At 45.4% G+C, this 16,579-nt stretch carries 13 protein-coding genes; 4 read left to right on the top strand and 9 right to left on the bottom strand.

Annotated elements, in window-relative coordinates; genetic code table 11:
- Window positions 1-14 precede the first annotated feature (14 nt).
- Window positions 15-1,235 carry a tetratricopeptide repeat protein gene (locus tag AB6805_RS09720; RefSeq protein WP_370909232.1) on the bottom strand — a complete coding sequence of 407 codons (1,221 nt, stop codon included), beginning with the start codon at window positions 1,233-1,235 and terminating at the stop codon, window positions 15-17.
- A gap of 5 nt (window positions 1,236-1,240) precedes the next feature.
- Complete coding sequence (locus tag AB6805_RS09715; RefSeq protein ID WP_370909231.1) at window positions 1,241-2,569, bottom strand: AAA family ATPase; 1,329 nt, start codon at window positions 2,567-2,569, stop codon at window positions 1,241-1,243.
- 288 nt (window positions 2,570-2,857) lie between these two features.
- On the opposite strand from AB6805_RS09715, the gene AB6805_RS09710 reads away from it, so the two are divergent.
- Both AB6805_RS09710 and AB6805_RS09705 read left to right on the top strand, forming a co-directional pair.
- Window positions 2,858-3,316 carry a hypothetical protein gene (locus AB6805_RS09710; RefSeq protein ID WP_370909230.1) on the top strand — a complete coding sequence of 153 codons (459 nt, stop codon included), beginning with the start codon at window positions 2,858-2,860 and terminating at the stop codon, window positions 3,314-3,316.
- A 315-nt stretch (window positions 3,317-3,631) separates the two neighbouring features.
- Window positions 3,632-6,859: a carboxypeptidase regulatory-like domain-containing protein gene (locus AB6805_RS09705; protein WP_370909229.1), complete on the top strand. Its 3,228-nt coding sequence runs from the start codon at window positions 3,632-3,634 to the stop codon at window positions 6,857-6,859.
- An 80-nt stretch (window positions 6,860-6,939) separates the two neighbouring features.
- Here AB6805_RS09705 and AB6805_RS09700 read toward each other — a convergent pair whose 3' ends face one another.
- A complete protein-coding gene (locus AB6805_RS09700; RefSeq protein WP_370909228.1) occupies window positions 6,940-7,644 on the bottom strand; it encodes an SIMPL domain-containing protein in 705 nt (234 codons plus the stop codon).
- 192 nt (window positions 7,645-7,836) lie between these two features.
- Window positions 7,837-11,208 (bottom strand): transcription-repair coupling factor, encoded by a 3,372-nt coding sequence (gene mfd, locus AB6805_RS09695; RefSeq protein ID WP_370909227.1) that lies wholly within the window; start codon window positions 11,206-11,208, stop codon window positions 7,837-7,839.
- Window positions 11,209-11,372: 164 nt separating this feature from the next.
- Between mfd and AB6805_RS09690 the strand changes: the two genes are divergently transcribed.
- A complete protein-coding gene (locus AB6805_RS09690; RefSeq protein ID WP_370909226.1) occupies window positions 11,373-12,092 on the top strand; it encodes a ferredoxin--NADP reductase in 720 nt (239 codons plus the stop codon).
- On the opposite strand, the gene AB6805_RS09685 is transcribed toward AB6805_RS09690, so the two are convergent.
- The 5 genes from AB6805_RS09685 to dtd all read right to left on the bottom strand — a co-directional run bounded on the left by AB6805_RS09685 (window position 12,089) and on the right by dtd (window position 16,019).
- Window positions 12,089-12,670: a hypothetical protein gene (locus AB6805_RS09685; protein WP_370909225.1), complete on the bottom strand. Its 582-nt coding sequence runs from the start codon at window positions 12,668-12,670 to the stop codon at window positions 12,089-12,091. The two genes, AB6805_RS09690 and AB6805_RS09685, sit on opposite strands and share 4 nt — an antisense overlap.
- A 47-nt stretch (window positions 12,671-12,717) precedes the next feature.
- Window positions 12,718-14,145 carry a glycine--tRNA ligase gene (locus AB6805_RS09680; RefSeq protein WP_370909224.1) on the bottom strand — a complete coding sequence of 476 codons (1,428 nt, stop codon included), beginning with the start codon at window positions 14,143-14,145 and terminating at the stop codon, window positions 12,718-12,720.
- A gap of 69 nt (window positions 14,146-14,214) precedes the next feature.
- Window positions 14,215-15,156 carry a YihY/virulence factor BrkB family protein gene (locus AB6805_RS09675; RefSeq protein WP_370909223.1) on the bottom strand — a complete coding sequence of 314 codons (942 nt, stop codon included), beginning with the start codon at window positions 15,154-15,156 and terminating at the stop codon, window positions 14,215-14,217.
- 43 nt (window positions 15,157-15,199) lie between these two features.
- The gene (locus tag AB6805_RS09670) at window positions 15,200-15,529 is read right to left on the bottom strand and encodes a nucleotide pyrophosphohydrolase (protein ID WP_079469839.1); all 330 of its coding nucleotides are present in this window, start codon (window positions 15,527-15,529) and stop codon (window positions 15,200-15,202) included.
- A gap of 37 nt (window positions 15,530-15,566) precedes the next feature.
- A complete protein-coding gene (gene dtd / locus AB6805_RS09665; protein ID WP_370909222.1) occupies window positions 15,567-16,019 on the bottom strand; it encodes a D-aminoacyl-tRNA deacylase in 453 nt (150 codons plus the stop codon).
- Window positions 16,020-16,116: 97 nt separating this feature from the next.
- Here dtd and AB6805_RS09660 point away from each other — a divergent pair, with 97 nt between their 5' ends.
- Entirely contained in the window at window positions 16,117-16,572 is a 456-nt protein-coding gene (locus tag AB6805_RS09660; RefSeq protein WP_370909221.1) for a hypothetical protein, read from the top strand.
- The last annotated feature ends 7 nt before the right edge of the window (window positions 16,573-16,579 follow it).

The following is a 16,579-nucleotide window of genomic DNA, read 5'->3' as shown; positions in this document are numbered from 1 at the left end:
TGAAAATAATTTCTTTATCCTTCTCTCGTAAGAATATAATTTGCCAGCACCTGGTACAGGAACACACCTATCAGCAAAGCGGTAACCACTATATTAAAGGCATCATTAATGATGAATGCCAGCACAGTGCCCAACACGCCCAGCAGCGCCAGTCCCGCCGTATACCATGTAATAATCCGGCGGTTCCTTTTGCTTTCCGGTATATAAAATCCTGCCGCAGGCAGCAACATGATGCCACTGCAAAGACACAATGCCAGCAATCCCTGCAAGTGAGTAAACAGAAACGCCACACCTGCCGCTAACGACACGCACAAGAGGATCCCCACTACATTAGACACCTGTGTTTGCTCTTTACTGAGCGCATACCTGCCGTATGGATTGAGGCGCAGGAACAGGTTGCTCACCGGCGTAATCAGCCAGGTAGAAAGCGCCAGGAATGCCAACAGGACGTACACCGGGAAGAACACCTGGCTAGCGATCTGCGTCAATATAAAGATCGCAATGATAATGATCCATTGTGTACGGGCTTTTTGCCGCGCCATGAAAAAAGCGTAGTTCAGGAACTGCCGGTACAGCCAGTACCGCGCTTTCATGGCCTGCACCATGCCTTGCCGCGCCCATTCATTATTAGGATCCAGTTTCAATGACTCCCTGAAATGTTCCAGCGACTTGCGGTGATCACCGGCTTCCAGCCACTTCTGCCCGAGGTTGGCATGGGTATAAGCATTCTCAGGATTGTGCTCCAATGCTTCATGCAGGTTGGAAAAAGCCTCTTCCTTTTTCCCCAGCCGGAACAAGGCATGGGAGCGGAGATTAAGACAGGCTTCATCTTCCGGGCTAATTGCCAACCCTTCTTCCGCCTTGTGAAGTGCGGCTTCATATTCTTTCCTCGACAACAAAATCTGGCTCCACATAGCAAAATAATTCACCCGGTAGGGGTTTATAGCTACTGCATTGCTGATGGTCCTGATAGCTTCATTAAACTGATTTTTTGCAAAAGCAATCCTGGACAACAGGTACAGGAAACGATCATCGTATGGAGCAAAGCTGAGGGTATTGCTTGCTATCTGTGTTGCTTCTGCGGTGTTGCCTGTTTCCAGGTAACAGATCGCCAGCAGGTACAATCCGTCGGTATCGTGGGCATTGGTGCTCAGGTGCTGACGTAAAGCAGCAAAGGCATCTTGGAAGCGGCCTTGTTGAACTAAAATCTGAGCGCGCTGAATTAATACAGCCATAAACGTTATTTCTTAATATCCAGGTATTTCAATACATCATCATAAAGACCGGTTTCATTTGAATACAGCGCATAATTACGGGCAGTATTAAACCATTCCCTTGTGGTGGGTTTATGTATTTTAGCGGCTTTTAATAATTCTTTCTGTGTAATAGGTTGCGGTACGCCTTTTTGCAGGGCTTCCAGCAGTTTTTCTTCTATCGCAATATCCACAATTGCTTTGAGGTCGGCGCCGGAGTAACCCGGAGTGGCCTTTGCGAGTGCATTGTAATTAATATCGCTTACGGGTTTATTGCGTAACTGCAGCTTCAGAATTTCTTCCCTGCCTTCCGTTTCCGGTGGCGCCACAAAAATGATCCGGTCGAAACGGCCCGGACGGCGGAATGCGGGATCAAGGCTCCATGGTGCGTTGGTAGCGCCGATAATGAGAATATTTTCATTGCTGGCAGCAATACCATCCATTTCTGCGAGGAACTGGTTTATAATATGCGTTGCGCCCGACTGCCGGAGTGCCGCACGGTTGGCACCTAAAGCATCTACCTCATCAAAAAACAAAACACAGGGCTTACTCTGACGGGCAAGCTCAAACAGGCTATGCAGATTTTTTTCGCTGGTACCCACCCACATATCCAGCACATCATGAATACCTACGTTGATAAATTCTGCCTGTATTTGTCCGGCTGTAGCTTTAGCCAGGTAGGTTTTACCACATCCCGGGGGGCCATACAGCAAAATGCCGCCACCGGCTTTTTTTCCATAGGCTTTATAAAGATCCGGGAACTGCAGGGGCTTGATGATCTTCAGATCTATTTCCTGTTTTTCCCTTTCCATACCGCCTACATCTGAAAAATTAATTTCAGGTTTTTCCAGCATGAACAGGCTCTCGCTTTCTTCCTCTTCCTCATCTTCTCCGTTAAAAGAAACGGAGGGTTGCTGGGCTACCCGGAAAAGCCCGTCTAACGCTTCATCACGGAAGCCAGGATTTATTTGCAGTAAATGCTGGTATATTTCCTTTGCCGAGGGCATAGATTGTTCCTTCACCAGGATACGGCAATGCAGCAACAGCGCATCGAAATGATCCGGTTCACGGTTCTCCAGTTGCTCCAGTACTACAATGGCAGCGGAATATTTGTGCTGATGATAAAAAGTGCGCGCCAGCCCAAGCTGAGCGGCGGTATTGGATGACGACAGTTCCAGTACTTTCCTGTATTGTTCTTCTGCGGCGGTATATTCATAATCCTGCAGCAGTACCTGCGCCAGATGCATACGTAAAGGCACATTCTCCGGCGAAAACTGCACCGCCTCCTGTAATTGCTTTATTACTTCCGATGACATAATGTGCTTCTGTTTAATTATTCAGTAACCCCGTAATAATACGCAATTCGGCCGCAAAAAAAGTGTTAATTGTGCCTAACCGCCCCGTCAGCATAAAAATACACCTGTCACCTTACCCATATATATTTTATTTAATTAATAAATATTTATATATATTGCAGGCCTATTATCCCTATGCCAACAGAACCTAACCAGTATCCTATGTCAAATTAAATTAATTGCCGGCTGCACAGAAAGCGGCCGGCACTGGTTTCGTTCATCAACAGCGGCATACCTAAACTTAATGTTATGAGAATGAAATTCTTAATGGTTGCCGTTATTGCCGCTTTAGGAACGATGCTTTGTTCCTGTGATAAAAAAAATGAGACCACACCGGTCAGCAACTTCTCCTTTAAAATGGACGGTGTTCAATACCAGTCCAACGCCACAGAAGCATACCTCACTGATACCGTATACGCCGGTAAAAAGACCCTGGTAGTAGATGGTGTTACCAATAACTTCGGCCATCATATGGAACTGATGATCACCTTTCCGGATTCCCTGAAAGCTGGTACTTATATAGAAGATGTAGAAATGTCGCTGATGAATATCCAGGAAAAAGAGCCGGGTTACCTGAGTAAAAATATCAAAGTAATTATAACGAGCATTAATAGTAAACACGCGGAGGGAACATTCTCCGGTGTATTAATAAGTGGTGAAACAGAAAAACCTTTAACGGACGGGACTTTTAAAGTCGGGATTTACTAAACACATTTGATGAAACTTCTCACTTGCCCCTCCTTTAAAGGCGGGGCTTTTTACTTCGTAGGCACGTTAAGGTTATATTATATTGTTTGTTGTTTACCCTGGGTTAACAATTAATTCCTATCTCATTTTCAGCGGCTGTTAACATTAAAATCAAACAAACGCCTCGTTTCTGATAGTATCTAAACACCAAAAGACTACCAACGGCTCCTTTTTAGGATGTTTTATGCACTTCTTAACAATTCCGTAATAATCTGTTAACATTCTGGTTGCATCAGACTGTTTCCTTTGCACCTGTAAATACTTACAAAACAGTTTATGAAATCATTCTTTACGCTATTAGCTAGCTTCATTGTAATTCTATGTTACAGCGCGAACGCACAGGTGACCACTTCCGTTATATCGGGTAAAGTATCCGATCCGGGTGGACAGGCCATTCCCGGCGTTACAGTAGTAATAGTAAATAACAGCACCGGCGCCAAATCAGGCGTACAAACAAACACTGATGGCCGCTATAATCTGCCTAACCTGAATCCAGGCGGTCCTTACACTATCACTGTTTCATTCATTGGATATAAGAAAGAAGTAAAATCAGATGTTAACCTCGGACTGGGAACCACCAGTTTCAATTTTAAATTACAGGAAGAATCAACCGCACTGAGTGAAGTAGTGGTAACAGGTAACGCGGGTGCAGGTAAATCCGGTACCAGGGTAGGACAGGAGCAGATTAAAGCGCTCCCCACACTGAGCCGCAGCCTGCAGGATCTTACCAAAGTAACACCGCAGAGCAACAACAACTCCTTCCTGGGTACCAACTACCGTTACAACAACGTAACTGTAGATGGCGCCATCAACAACGACGCCATTGGCTTTAGCCCTTCACTGGGCGGACAAAGCAACACCAGCGGTCAGCCAGGCAGCAGCACCCGTACCAATCCGGTATCTGTAGATGCGATCCAGGATATACAGGTATTGCTGGCTCCCTTTGATGTGAAAGTTGGTAACTTCCTTGGTGGTAGCGTTAACGCTGTAACCCGCAGCGGTACCAACGAAGTACACGGTTCCATCTACGGATTTGGCCGTAACGCTTCACTGGTTGGTAAAAACAACGCCGGCGACGGTTCTAAGTTACCGAGCGATTTTCATGAGTACCAAACCGGTGTTCGTCTCGGCTTCCCTATCATCAAAAACAAATTGTTCTTCTTCACCAATGAAGAAATTACCCGTCGCGTAGATCCCGTGATCCTCGGCGCAGGCTCCGCTGATGGTGGTGGCATCTTAACAGAAAAAGACGCTGCTGACATCACCGCACTGATGAAAACATACGGCGTAGATCCGGGTACCTCAGGTAACACCAGCATCTATTCCAACTCCAATAAATTCTTCAACAGGATCGACTGGCATATCAATGGAAAGCACCAGTTGTCTGTTCGTAACAACACCATCACTTCTGAAGCCACCAACCTGGAACGCGATCAGCAAAACTTCCGTTTCAAGGGTATTGACTTCAAACAGGTAAATAACCAGACTTCCACTGTGGCTGAACTGAAAAGTAATTTTAACAGCGGTTTCTCCAACAGCCTGATCCTCGGTTATTCCAATGTACACGATTACAGGGAGCCATTGTCTGATCCGGCTACACCACAGATCCAGATCAAGGGAAGAACACCAGGTTCTACCATCTTCCTGGGTACCGACCGTGAAGCCAGTATCTTCAACATGAAGCAAAAAACTTTTGAGATAACCGACAACGTTACCCTGTTCAAAGGAAATCACACGATTACCCTGGGTACACACAATGAGTTTTACAACATCACCTATGGTTTTGTAAACTCCTGGAATGGCCGTTTAGACTACAACAGTGTTGAAGACTTCCTGGCTAATAATCCCGCACGTGTACGTGGTAACTATAACTACACCAACAACTCCCGTGATTACATCATGGCTAATCCTCCTGCTCAGTTCAAGGCCAACCTGCTGAGCGTTTACGGACAGGATGAGATCCAGTTGTCTGATCGTTTCAGGATTACGCCAGGTATCCGTTTGGATTACACGGGCATTCCCAACAAACAGCCATTGAGTGATAAAACCATTAAATCACCGGAAGATCCTAACTACGGTAACACTTACAGCTATACGAAACCAAAAGATATCAAAAACGACTTCCTGAATAACGTCCAGATCTCTCCGCGCTTAGGTTTCAACTATGATATTAAAGGCGATAACAGCCTGGTACTGCGTGGTGGTTCCGGCTTATTTACCGGCCGTATTCCTTTCGCATGGATCGGTTATGCCTATTATAACAATGGCGTTACTTACGGTGCCTACGATCAGAGAAGCAGCACCAAACCATTTGTTAACACGCCGCTGCCTGCAGCAAAACCGTCTCCTAATGGTATCGCAGACTTCGCATCTCAGAATGGTGTAGACGTTAAAAATGCAGCCGGCGCCACCCAGGTGGATATGATCGACAACAACTTCAAAATGCCACAGGTATGGAGAAGCAGCCTCGCATTGGATTACACTACCCACGACCAGTGGAAGTTCTCTATTGAAGGTATCTATACCAAGGTAATCAAGGATCTGATGTTCCAGCAGGTGAACCTGGCGGATAACCCAACTTACTTTGCATACGATGTAAACAAGCAACAGCCTATCTACACCGGTTCTAAAATCAATCCTTTATATACTAACGCTTACCTGTTATCCAATACCGATAAAGGTTACCGTTACAGCATCACCGGTCAGGTATCCAAATCGTTCCCTTTTGGTCTGAACTTCATGGTGGCTTACACTTACGGCCAGGCAAAAGATATCACCAATGGTATCCGCAACTCCATGGAATCGAACTGGCAGCTGAACCAGGCGCTGAATCCTAACAACCCCGGCCTTGCTTACTCTAACTTCGACATCCGTAACCGTATCGTAGCTACTGTTGCTTACAAACAGGATTGGGGTACTAAAGGCAAATGGGTATCTAACTTCTCTGCCTTCTTTAATACTTCTTCCGGAACACCGTTCTCTTATGGTTTAGTGAATGCTACCATCAACGGTACACCACAGCAGGTGAGCCTCACCTACATCCCGAAAGATGTGGCTGAAGCGACTAACTTCTTTACAGATAAAGCAGGCGGACCAACAGCTGCTCAACAGGCGAATGATTTCATGAGCTATGTTAACAGCAACAGCTACCTGAATGGCCGTAAAGGCCAGTTTACTGAACGTAACGGCGGCCGCACACCATGGAACACCCAGGCTGATTTCCGCTTCGCGCAGGACTACAACTTTAAAGCCGGTAAAAAAGTACACACCATCACGTTGACTTACGACATCGTGAACGTTACTAACCTGCTGAACAAAGACTGGGGTATTCAGTACTTCACGCCTAACACCTTTAACTCTATGGCGAGCGTTGGTTTGAATCCTACCGGTAAAGTAGTTAACAATTATCCTACTTATACTTTCAGCAAACCAGGCACTCCTTATTCAAAAGATTTCTTTGCATCCCGTCATCAGATGCAGCTGGGCCTGAGATATAGCTTCTAATTCAGCTTGTCTTAATAAAAAGTAAAAGAGGTTGTTCCATACGGAACAACCTCTTTTTTTGTATTACATCTCCGGTGTAATTATTTGATAGCAAATACTGCTCTTACTTCTGCACGGATCTTAATAGTTTTGAAATCAATATCACTCGCTGCTTCGGCACTATCTGCAGATTTAGCCATGTAGTTAGCCATTACAGGACGAACATCAGAATAGTTATCTGTATTCATTTCCTGAATTTCGATCACACCATCTGTTTTGTTACCAATAGCGGAAAGCATATACTCCGCTTTTTCTTTCGCGGCCTGTAAAGCTTTTATTTTTACTTCTTTACGGTATGCTTCCATTTTGCTGGAAGAATAAGAAGCTATCCTGGCATTTTCGATACCTTCAGCATCTACTGCAGCGAGGATTTCGTTGATTTTATCCAGCTTGCTTAATTTAAGACGGTATTGTTTGCGCGCCATAAATTCCAGCGGATCTTTCTTCTTCCTTAAAATTTCAAAGTTGTTACCATATACATTCTCAATGGTGAAATCGGCTTTCGGAATTCCTGCGTCAGATACGGCTTTCTGCAGTTGTTTTTCCAGTGTGCTGATGTCTACTTTGTTTTTTCCTTTGAGATATTCCCTTAAAGAGATGTTGAAATAAATTTCATCCGGTGTGATTTCCATTTCTGCGGATCCGTTTACTTCAATCTTTTTTACCGGCGGTTGCTTATCTGTTTGCTGTGCAAAAGTGCTCAGTGCAAAAAATAATCCTGCTGCTAATAACATTACCTTTTTCATGTGTCGATGTTTTCTATTGTTAAAAAAATTAGTGTTTGTTGTTATTTACACCCTCATGATGCGGGGCTTAAAAGTGTTTCCACAAAAAGGGATTTATAAAATTTTGTTAATGCAATAGTTACAGAAATAGAATTATACATTTCATATTAGTTATGAAACGATTACAGAGGAATTATGTTACAGGGGGAAGAATTATTTCCGGCTATCGGTCATGGCTTTCAGGAAGTCGTACAGGTCGTTCATATGACGGATACGGGATGCCACCAACATAAAGTTTTTACCAACCTGTTTTAGTTTGGCGTTGTTGGTACGGGTTTGTATATACGTTAATATATGATTGAACGTAGGAGATTCGAAGTAAGGAGAATCCGGGTTGTTGATAAAGTAGCAACGCAGGTTTTCTTCTTTCAGCATCATTTTTTCGAAGCCGAGCTGGATGGCCATCCAACGGCAGCGGATAGCGGTCAGCAAGTCTTTCACCGGTTCCGGCATAGGGCCGAAGCGGTCTATCATATCATTGGCGAAAGCCTGTAGTTTGCCTTCTTCTGTGATATTATCCAACTCCTGGTAAAGATTTAGTCTTTCCTGGATGCTTTCAATATAAGTATCGGGAATCAGTATTTCCAGGTCTGTGTCAATGGTACAGTCGCTCACGAAATCTTTCTTCTCTTCCAGCTGATCTTTAAACAGGTCGCGGAATTCATTTTGTTTCAGTTCGCGGATGGCTTCGTCCAGGATTTTCTGGTACATATCAAAGCCAATTTCAGCCATAAAGCCGCTCTGCTCACCACCCAGCAGGTTACCGGCGCCACGGATATCGAGATCGCGCATAGCAATCTGGAAACCGCTGCCCAGCTCACTGTGCTGTTCCAGTGTTTGCAGGCGTTTCCGGCTATCTGAAGGCAGCGTGCTCATAGGCGGCGCCAGCAGGTAACAGAAAGCCTTTTTATTACTGCGGCCTACGCGACCACGCAGCTGATGCAGATCGCTCAATCCGAAATGATGGGCGTTATTAATGATGATAGTATTGGCGTTTGGAATATCCACCCCACTTTCCACGATATTGGTACACACCAGCACATCGTACTTGCGGTCAATGAAATCGAGGATTACTTCTTCCAGCTGATGTCCTTCCAGTTGTCCATGTGCAGTAGCAATAGACAGATCCGGGCAAAGTCCCTGGATCAGGCCGGCCATTTCCTTCAGGCCTTTTACCCTGTTGTGGATAAAGTATACCTGTCCGCCTCTTTCGGCTTCATAATAAATGGCTTCGCGGATCAGGTCCTGGTTAAACACCTGCACTTCTGTTTCAATGGCCTGGCGGTTTGGCGGCGGCGTATTGATAACAGAGAGGTCGCGGGCGCCCATCAGTGAAAACTGGAGCGTACGCGGTATAGGCGTTGCCGTTAGTGTAAGGGTATCTACGTTATGCTTGATCTGCTTCAGTTTTTCTTTGGCAGAAACACCGAATTTTTGTTCTTCATCTACTACCAGCACGCCGAGGTCTTTAAACTTCACTTCTTTGCCCAGTAAAGCATGCGTACCAATAATGATATCGATCTTTCCTTCTTCAAGGCGCTTAAGCGTTTCCTTTTTTTCTTTGGAAGATTTAAACCTGTTGAGATAGTCAACGGTGCAGGGAAAGTCTTTCAGGCGGTCGGCAAATGTTTTATAGTGCTGGAATGCAAGGATGGTGGTAGGCACCAGTACGGCGGCCTGTTTACCATCTACAATAGATTTAAACGCTGCGCGGATGGCGACTTCTGTTTTACCGAAACCTACATCTCCGCACACGAGCCTGTCCATCGGCGCCGGCGATTCCATATCGCGTTTCACATCAGCGGTAGCCTTGCTCTGATCCGGCGTATCTTCATAGATGAAAGAGGCTTCCAGTTCTGTTTGCAGATAGGTATCCGGCGTGTGTGCGAAGCCTTGCTGGGCTTTACGTACCGCGTACAGTTGGATCAGGTCTTTAGCAATATCTTTTACCTGCGTTTTGGCTTTTTCCTTCAGCTTATCCCAGGCATCGCTGCCCAGTTTATTTACTTTAGGTTCCACGCCTTCCTTGCCGGTGTATTTACTGATTTTATGCAGGGAGTTGATATTTACATACAACAGGTCGTTGTTTTTGTAAATGATGCGGATGGCTTCCTGCATTTTACCCCCTACTTCAATTTTCTGGAGACCACTGTACATGCCCACACCATGATCAATATGCGTTACAAAGTCGCCCGATTGCAGCTCCCGCAAGGTTTTCATGGTAATCGCCTTATTCTTGTTGTAGGCTTGTTTTACCTTGTATTTATGGAAGCGCTGGAAGATCTGGTGATCGGTATAGCACGCCAGTTTCAGCGAATGATCAATGAACCCGCTGCTGATGGCAACCGGGATGGGGAAGAATACAAAATCTGCTTTGAGGTCCTCGAATATACTGCGCAAACGTTCCAGCTGACGCGGGTTATCTGAAAATATAAAGAGGGAATATTTATTACTGTTATGTTTACCGAGATCTTTGATCAGCAGGTCAAACTGCCGGTTAAATACGGGTTGCTCCTGTGTATCGAAGGCGATGAGCTGAGGCTGGTAGCCGTTGTCTGTCAGCCAGTCCTTATTACCAAAAACAATTGTTGGCTTTTGCAGCAGTTGTTCCAGTAGTGGGGTGGCTTTCACAAAATCCTCTTCCTTCAGCACCATTTCTTCATCTTCATCCACTTTCACTTTCTGACCGGTGAGCAGGAAATCATCCAGCCGCTGTTCCATTTGTTCTATCACGCCTTTTACATAGGAAGGATCTTTCATCCATACTACGGTATTGGCGGGCAGGAATTCGGTGAGTGGTGTTTTGCTGTGGTCTGCCGCATGGGTGTCCATGTTGGCGATTAAGGTTACCTGTGTGAGCCTGCGTTCACTAAGCTGTGATTCCGGATCAAACAGGCGGATAGAATCTATATCTTCTCCAAATAATTCAATACGGTAAGGCTTTTCGTTACCAAAGGAATAGATATCCAGGATCCCTCCCCTTACGGCATACTGACCGGGTTCATACACAAAATCGGTGGCGTGAAAACCCCAGCCGATGAGTTGTTCCAGCAGCGGATCTACTTTCAGTACATCGCCTACTTTCAGTTGCACCATATTGGCGCTGAACGCCTGGTTCCCGGCTACTTTCTCCCAGAGTGCTTCCGGATAGGTGACCAGGATCTTTTTCCTCACAGATTCCCCGGAAAATTTCATGAGTGCTTCCGTACGGAGCATACTATGGCTGCCGTTGATTTCATGGAACTGACCGGCTTTCTTAAATGAGTCGGGGAAATAGAAAATATCCAGTGCCTGGCTGAGTTGCTCCAGGTCGTTATGGAAATAGGCTGCCTCCTCTCTATCGTTTAAGATGAAGAGATGGTTTGCATCTGCATGCGCCCAGGTGCTGACTGCCACAAAATTTATTGCGCTTCCACTAATGGAGGAGAGCTGAAAGTATTGTGGGGTGGGTGATTGAATCCCCTTCACCAGCGACTGCAGACGCGCATCACGTTGAAATAGTTGTAATACAGCCTGTAAATTCATGAAGAATGCAAAGGTACGAAGATTTACCGATTTTGAGATTTGATCAGGGAAGATATTTAGAGGAGCCACTTCCGCTTTTCATAATAAAAAAAACAAATAAGAAGAGATCCCAATAGCAGAATGCTAAATTTTCACTATATTCAATAAGACCAAACTCAACTTCCATGCTGGACCTATGGCATACCGGAATCGTAACTAAGTTGGTGGATGAAACCCACAATACGCGCCGTTTCTGGATACAGGTACCGGACATGGAACGGTTTGATTTCAAACCGGGACAGTTTGTAACCCTGGACCTTCCCATTCACGAGAAAAAGAACAAACGCTGGCGTAGTTATTCCATTGCTTCCCATCCGGACGGCACCAATGTAATTGAGCTGGTAATCGTTTTACTGGAGGGAGGATTGGGGAGTACTTACCTGTTCAATGAAATAAAGGAGGGAAGCGAACTGTTGCTGCGTGGGCCACAGGGAGTTTTCGTACTGCCCGAACAGTTAGACAAGGAATTATTCCTGATTTGCACTGGTACCGGCATAGCGCCATTCCGTTCTATGGCGCATTACATTCATCTGCATGGCCTACCGCATGCGCCTATTCACCTTATTTTTGGCGTCCGCTACCAGCACGACCTGCTCTATGCCGCTGAGTTAGAGCAATTAGCGGCCTCCTTACCCAATTTCAACTACATTCCCACTTTATCGCGTGAAGAAAATTGGAGCGGCAAAAAAGGTTATGTGCATGCTGTTTATGAAGAACTACTGCAGGACAAGCGTCCTGCCAACTTCTTTCTTTGCGGCTGGAAGGCCATGATCGACGAGGCTAAGCAACGGATACAGGCCATGGGTTACGACCGGCATGATATTCACCAGGAATTGTATGGCTAAAAGCGGTATCCCATTCCAAATTCAGGAATGGACAGCGGAAAAGCATACCTGGAGGAAATGATATTTGTAAACCCCCATCTGGTTACCAGGTGCTTGCCAACGGCGCGGCGATAATTAATCTCAAACCATCCTAACCAGGTATAGTTGGTGGTGATATCGTCGAACATTAGTGAATCCCTCCCCAGGTAAATCATGCCAACCCCGAATTCTATAAAATGCTTTTTGGCGCCCATCACGTAGTTCAGACCAAAAGGAACGGTAAATGCGGCCGGCAGGTCTATATAGTGTAAGGCTTTATCAGCTTTGTTGTAATAGGCTTCATGGTAATCGGGAACCATCCCCAGTCCAACCCGGGCACCCAATCCTGTGCTGGTACCATTAAAACGGATGTCGTAGTTCAGTCCCGCAAAGATGGTGGGACCAAATAGGCTGGCGTATACCAATTGCGTAAAGTTGCGCGAATAGGGGTTTTTAGCAGGAACAATACTGTCGGCTGTGATGGAGGGCTGCGCTGTTTGCGCAGACAGGGAACTGCAAATAAAAAGGGCTGCAACAATTATATAGTTTCGTATAGGCATAAAGGGGTGCTTATACTAAATATAACGGTTGTAGCCCTTATATGTTACTAGCCGATTTTATTTAATACCAGTGCTTTCACTTCAGACAGTGGAATGCGTTCCTGCTCCATGCTGTCGCGGTGACGGATGGTCACTGTACCATCTTCTTTTGTCTGATGATCAATGGTTACGCAGAAAGGCGTACCAATGGCATCCTGGCGGCGGTAGCGTTTACCGATACTATCTTTCTCTTCATAATAACAATGAAAATGCTGTTTACATTCATTGATAAGCAGCTTTGCCACTTCTGGTAAACCATCTTTTTTAGTTAATGGAAATACTGCCAGTTTAATAGGAGCCAATTTAGGCGGAAATTTCAAAACCACGCGGCTATCTTCTTTTTCCGGTGTGCCCAGATCTTCTTCTGCATAAGCATTACAGATGGTCAGCAGGAACATACGATCCAAACCGATAGAAGTTTCTATCACGTAAGGAACATAGTTCTGATTGATTTCTGTATCGAAGTACTGAATTTTTTTCTTGCTGTATTCCTGGTGTTGTTTCAGGTCAAAATCAGTGCGGGAGTGGATACCTTCTACTTCTTTGAAACCGAACGGGAACTCGTATTCAATGTCCACAGCGGCATCTGCATAGTGCGCTAATTTGATGTGGTCCTTGAAATGATATTTTGCCGGATCAATGCCGAGGCTCAGGTGCCACTGCATACGTTCTTCTTTCCATTTCTCATACCATTCCTGCTGGGTGCCGGGGCGTACAAAGAATTGCATTTCCATCTGCTCAAATTCGCGCATGCGGAAAATAAACTGGCGGGCTACAATTTCATTTCTGAAAGCTTTACCAATTTGTGCAATACCAAACGGCACTTTCATTCTGCCGGTTTTCTGCACATTCAGAAAGTTTACGAAGATACCCTGGGCCGTTTCCGGACGCAGGTATATTTCGCTGGCTTCATCTGTTACGCTGCCCAGCTGGGTGGAGAACATCAGGTTAAACTGACGTACATCGGTCCAGTTGGAAGTACCGCTTACCGTGCATTTTATTTTGTTGCTTTCTATCAGTGTTTTGAGACCTGCAAAATCATTTTCTTTCAGCAGTTCATCCATCTGCGCCAGAAGGGCATCGCCGGCTTCCCGTGGTAATGTTTCTGCATAACCTTCAATCAGGTGATCCACGCGGTAGCGTTTATTGCTATCCTTGTTATCGATCATCGGGTCGCTGAAATTATCCACGTGTCCGGACGCCTTCCAGGTAGTAGGATGCATAAAGATGGCGGCATCGATCCCCACGATGTTTTCGTGCAACTGGGTCATGCTTTTCCACCAATAATCCTTAATGTTTTTCTTCAATTCTGAACCGTACTGACCGTAGTCGTATACGGCGCTGAGTCCATCGTAAATTTCGCTGGACTGAAAAACAAAACCATATTCTTTACAATGCGATATGATCGCCTGGAATTTATTCTGATCTGTAGACATAGTGGCGCAAAGATAAAGGGCTATTTTGAAAATACGTATGCGATTATTAAATAATTTATAAACTGGTGATTAGCCTTCCTGGACGGTCTCCGGCTCATGTGGAATTTCAATTTGTTTGATCCAAACCGCATAATCATTGGGATAAATCTGTGCACCGAAATATTGTACGTAATTGCGGGTAAATACGGCCCCAAAATACAGGATGGCCGCGGAATAGTATACCCATAACAGAATAATAACAATGGAGCCGGCAGCGCCGTAGGTAGAGCTCACCCTGCTGGCGCCGAGATAATAACCGATCGCAAACTTACCGATCATAAAAAGGATGGCTGTGGCAATAGCACCCACCCGTACGTCTTTCCACTTGATACGGGCATCGGGCAGCACTTTAAAAATGATGGCAAACAATGTAGCGATCACCACAAACGGCACTACAAAATCGGCCAGGGAAAAGAGGATACCTGATGTAAGCTTACCCGGAAGTAGGTTCACCACCAGCGCGGAGAATAATTCCACCAAACCGTTGATGGCCAGTGATACCAGCAAAATGAACCCCAGGCTTACCACCAGTGAAAACGATAACAACCTGTTCAGTATCATTCGTAACAAGCCATTCTTTTTAGGTTTGGATTTCAGTCGCCAGATGAAATTTATGGAGTCCTGGATTTCCGCAAATACCCCGGTGGCGCCAATGATCAGGGTAATGAACCCTACCATGGTGGCCCAGCTCATGTCACCGGAAAGAGAGGCGTTTTTAATCATGGACTGTATCTGTATGGCGGCATCATTGCCTACCAGTCCGCGGATCTGGCCGTAAATATTTCCTTCGATAGCATCCCTGCCCAGGAACAGGTCGCATAAAAAGATAATAATGATCAGCATGGGCGCCACGGAAAAGATCGTATAATAGGCCAGGGCGGCACTGAGCTTCATCACTTTATCATCTATAAAATCAATACCGGATTGCTTCAGTACCTGCCAGATGATTTTAAGCTTGCTCGGTTTTTTCATAGCAGCATTTTAGTAACAGTAAACAAAAAGTATGCAGGCTGTATTAAGACTTTAATTTAGGGTTGTTATGATGCCGTTGCGCATCACGGATATTCTTCTTCTCAAAATTCTTTTCCAGGGCCACCGTCATATCAATACCGGTTTGATTGGCAATACAAAGCAACACCCACATCACATCGGCCAGTTCATCTGCCAGCAGCTTTTTATTATCACTTTCCTTCGACGACTGATCCCCATACTTACGGGCCATGATACGGGCCACTTCCCCTACTTCTTCCGTAAGGATGGCCATGTTGGTGAGCTCACTGAAATAGCGCACACCGGTAGTATTAATCCAGTTATCGATTTTTTGCTGGGCTTCCTGAATGGTCATGAATTAGTTTTTATTTATTAAAGATAATGGATTGACTTTATTCCCGGTTGTGTGAATCTATGATGATCGTAACGGGACCATCATTTAACAATGCCACTTTCATATCGGCGCCGAAAATACCGCGCTGAATGGTAGTGCCCATATCCTGTTCCAGTTGCACGATCATTTTTTCGTACAGCGGAATCGCTACGTCCGGCTTACTGGCACGGATATACGAAGGGCGGTTTCCCTTTTTGGTGGAGGCGTGCAGGGTGAATTGGCTGACGAGCAGAATATCACCGTGAACATCTTTCACAGATACATTCATCACTCCTTCATCGTCGTTAAAGATCCGGAGGTTCACTATTTTAGCACTCAGCCACTGAATATCTTCTTCCGTATCAATATCTTCAATACCCAGCAGCACCAGCAGGCCGGTTTGGATTTCACCGGTTATGGCCCCGTCTACTGTAACAGATGCGGAACTGACACGTTGTATAACTGCTCTCATGGATTTTTATTTAACGCCGGAAAATTAAGGCAAATCGTTTGTATCTGTAACATATTACACTCCGTTTACGTTTAACGGACACCAAAATCAATGTTCTATGACCCGTATCTGTTACCTGTTTATCAGTGTACTTTTATTTACAGCCTGTACCACGTCTTCCGAGAAAAATCCCTGCGAGGGCATCGTGTGCGACTATATGGCTCCTGCCTGCAAATTCAAACTGGTAGAAGCAGGAACCGGTCGCGATCTTGTTTATGGTCCCTATGCCCGCATCCCCGTAGATAGTATCAAAATACTGATGCAGGATACTACTATAAAGGTTAAACAAGTGATAGATACACCCAGTAATACCGCCTTGTTATATTTTTATGTGCTGGGACCTCAAACCCTGCGGGTTGGCAGGCCGGCTAAGGTTACCCTGGATAAATTGACTTTCCTGTCAAGATCAGTTGGCTGCTGTGGTACAGAGCTATACAGTTTGCAGTTAAACGACAACCCTGTTGCAGTGCCCCGGGATTCCGCCGGTGTTTTCCTGATCCCCTATACTTTATAAATGCCTT

The organism is Chitinophaga sp. RCC_12 (genome assembly GCF_041360695.1).
GTDB lineage: Bacteria > Bacteroidota > Bacteroidia > Chitinophagales > Chitinophagaceae > Chitinophaga.
This window is presented reverse-complemented; position numbering and strand designations above follow the sequence as displayed.

Bases quoted from the DNA above. Each gene is read 5' to 3' on its own strand.
- AB6805_RS09720 (WP_370909232.1), bottom strand. From the start codon at position 1,235: ATGGCTGTATTAATTCAGCGCGCTCAGATTTTAGTTCAACAAGGCCGC.
- AB6805_RS09715 (WP_370909231.1), bottom strand. From the start codon at position 2,569: ATGTCATCGGAAGTAATAAAGCAATTACAGGAGGCGGTGCAGTTTTCG.
- AB6805_RS09710 (WP_370909230.1), top strand. From the start codon at position 2,858: ATGAGAATGAAATTCTTAATGGTTGCCGTTATTGCCGCTTTAGGAACG.
- AB6805_RS09705 (WP_370909229.1), top strand. From the start codon at position 3,632: ATGAAATCATTCTTTACGCTATTAGCTAGCTTCATTGTAATTCTATGT.
- AB6805_RS09700 (WP_370909228.1), bottom strand. From the start codon at position 7,644: ATGAAAAAGGTAATGTTATTAGCAGCAGGATTATTTTTTGCACTGAGC.
- mfd (WP_370909227.1), bottom strand. From the start codon at position 11,208: ATGAATTTACAGGCTGTATTACAACTATTTCAACGTGATGCGCGTCTG.
- AB6805_RS09690 (WP_370909226.1), top strand. From the start codon at position 11,373: ATGCTGGACCTATGGCATACCGGAATCGTAACTAAGTTGGTGGATGAA.
- AB6805_RS09685 (WP_370909225.1), bottom strand. From the start codon at position 12,670: ATGCCTATACGAAACTATATAATTGTTGCAGCCCTTTTTATTTGCAGT.
- AB6805_RS09680 (WP_370909224.1), bottom strand. From the start codon at position 14,145: ATGTCTACAGATCAGAATAAATTCCAGGCGATCATATCGCATTGTAAA.
- AB6805_RS09675 (WP_370909223.1), bottom strand. From the start codon at position 15,156: ATGAAAAAACCGAGCAAGCTTAAAATCATCTGGCAGGTACTGAAGCAA.
- AB6805_RS09670 (WP_079469839.1), bottom strand. From the start codon at position 15,529: ATGACCATTCAGGAAGCCCAGCAAAAAATCGATAACTGGATTAATACT.
- dtd (WP_370909222.1), bottom strand. From the start codon at position 16,019: ATGAGAGCAGTTATACAACGTGTCAGTTCCGCATCTGTTACAGTAGAC.
- AB6805_RS09660 (WP_370909221.1), top strand. From the start codon at position 16,117: ATGACCCGTATCTGTTACCTGTTTATCAGTGTACTTTTATTTACAGCC.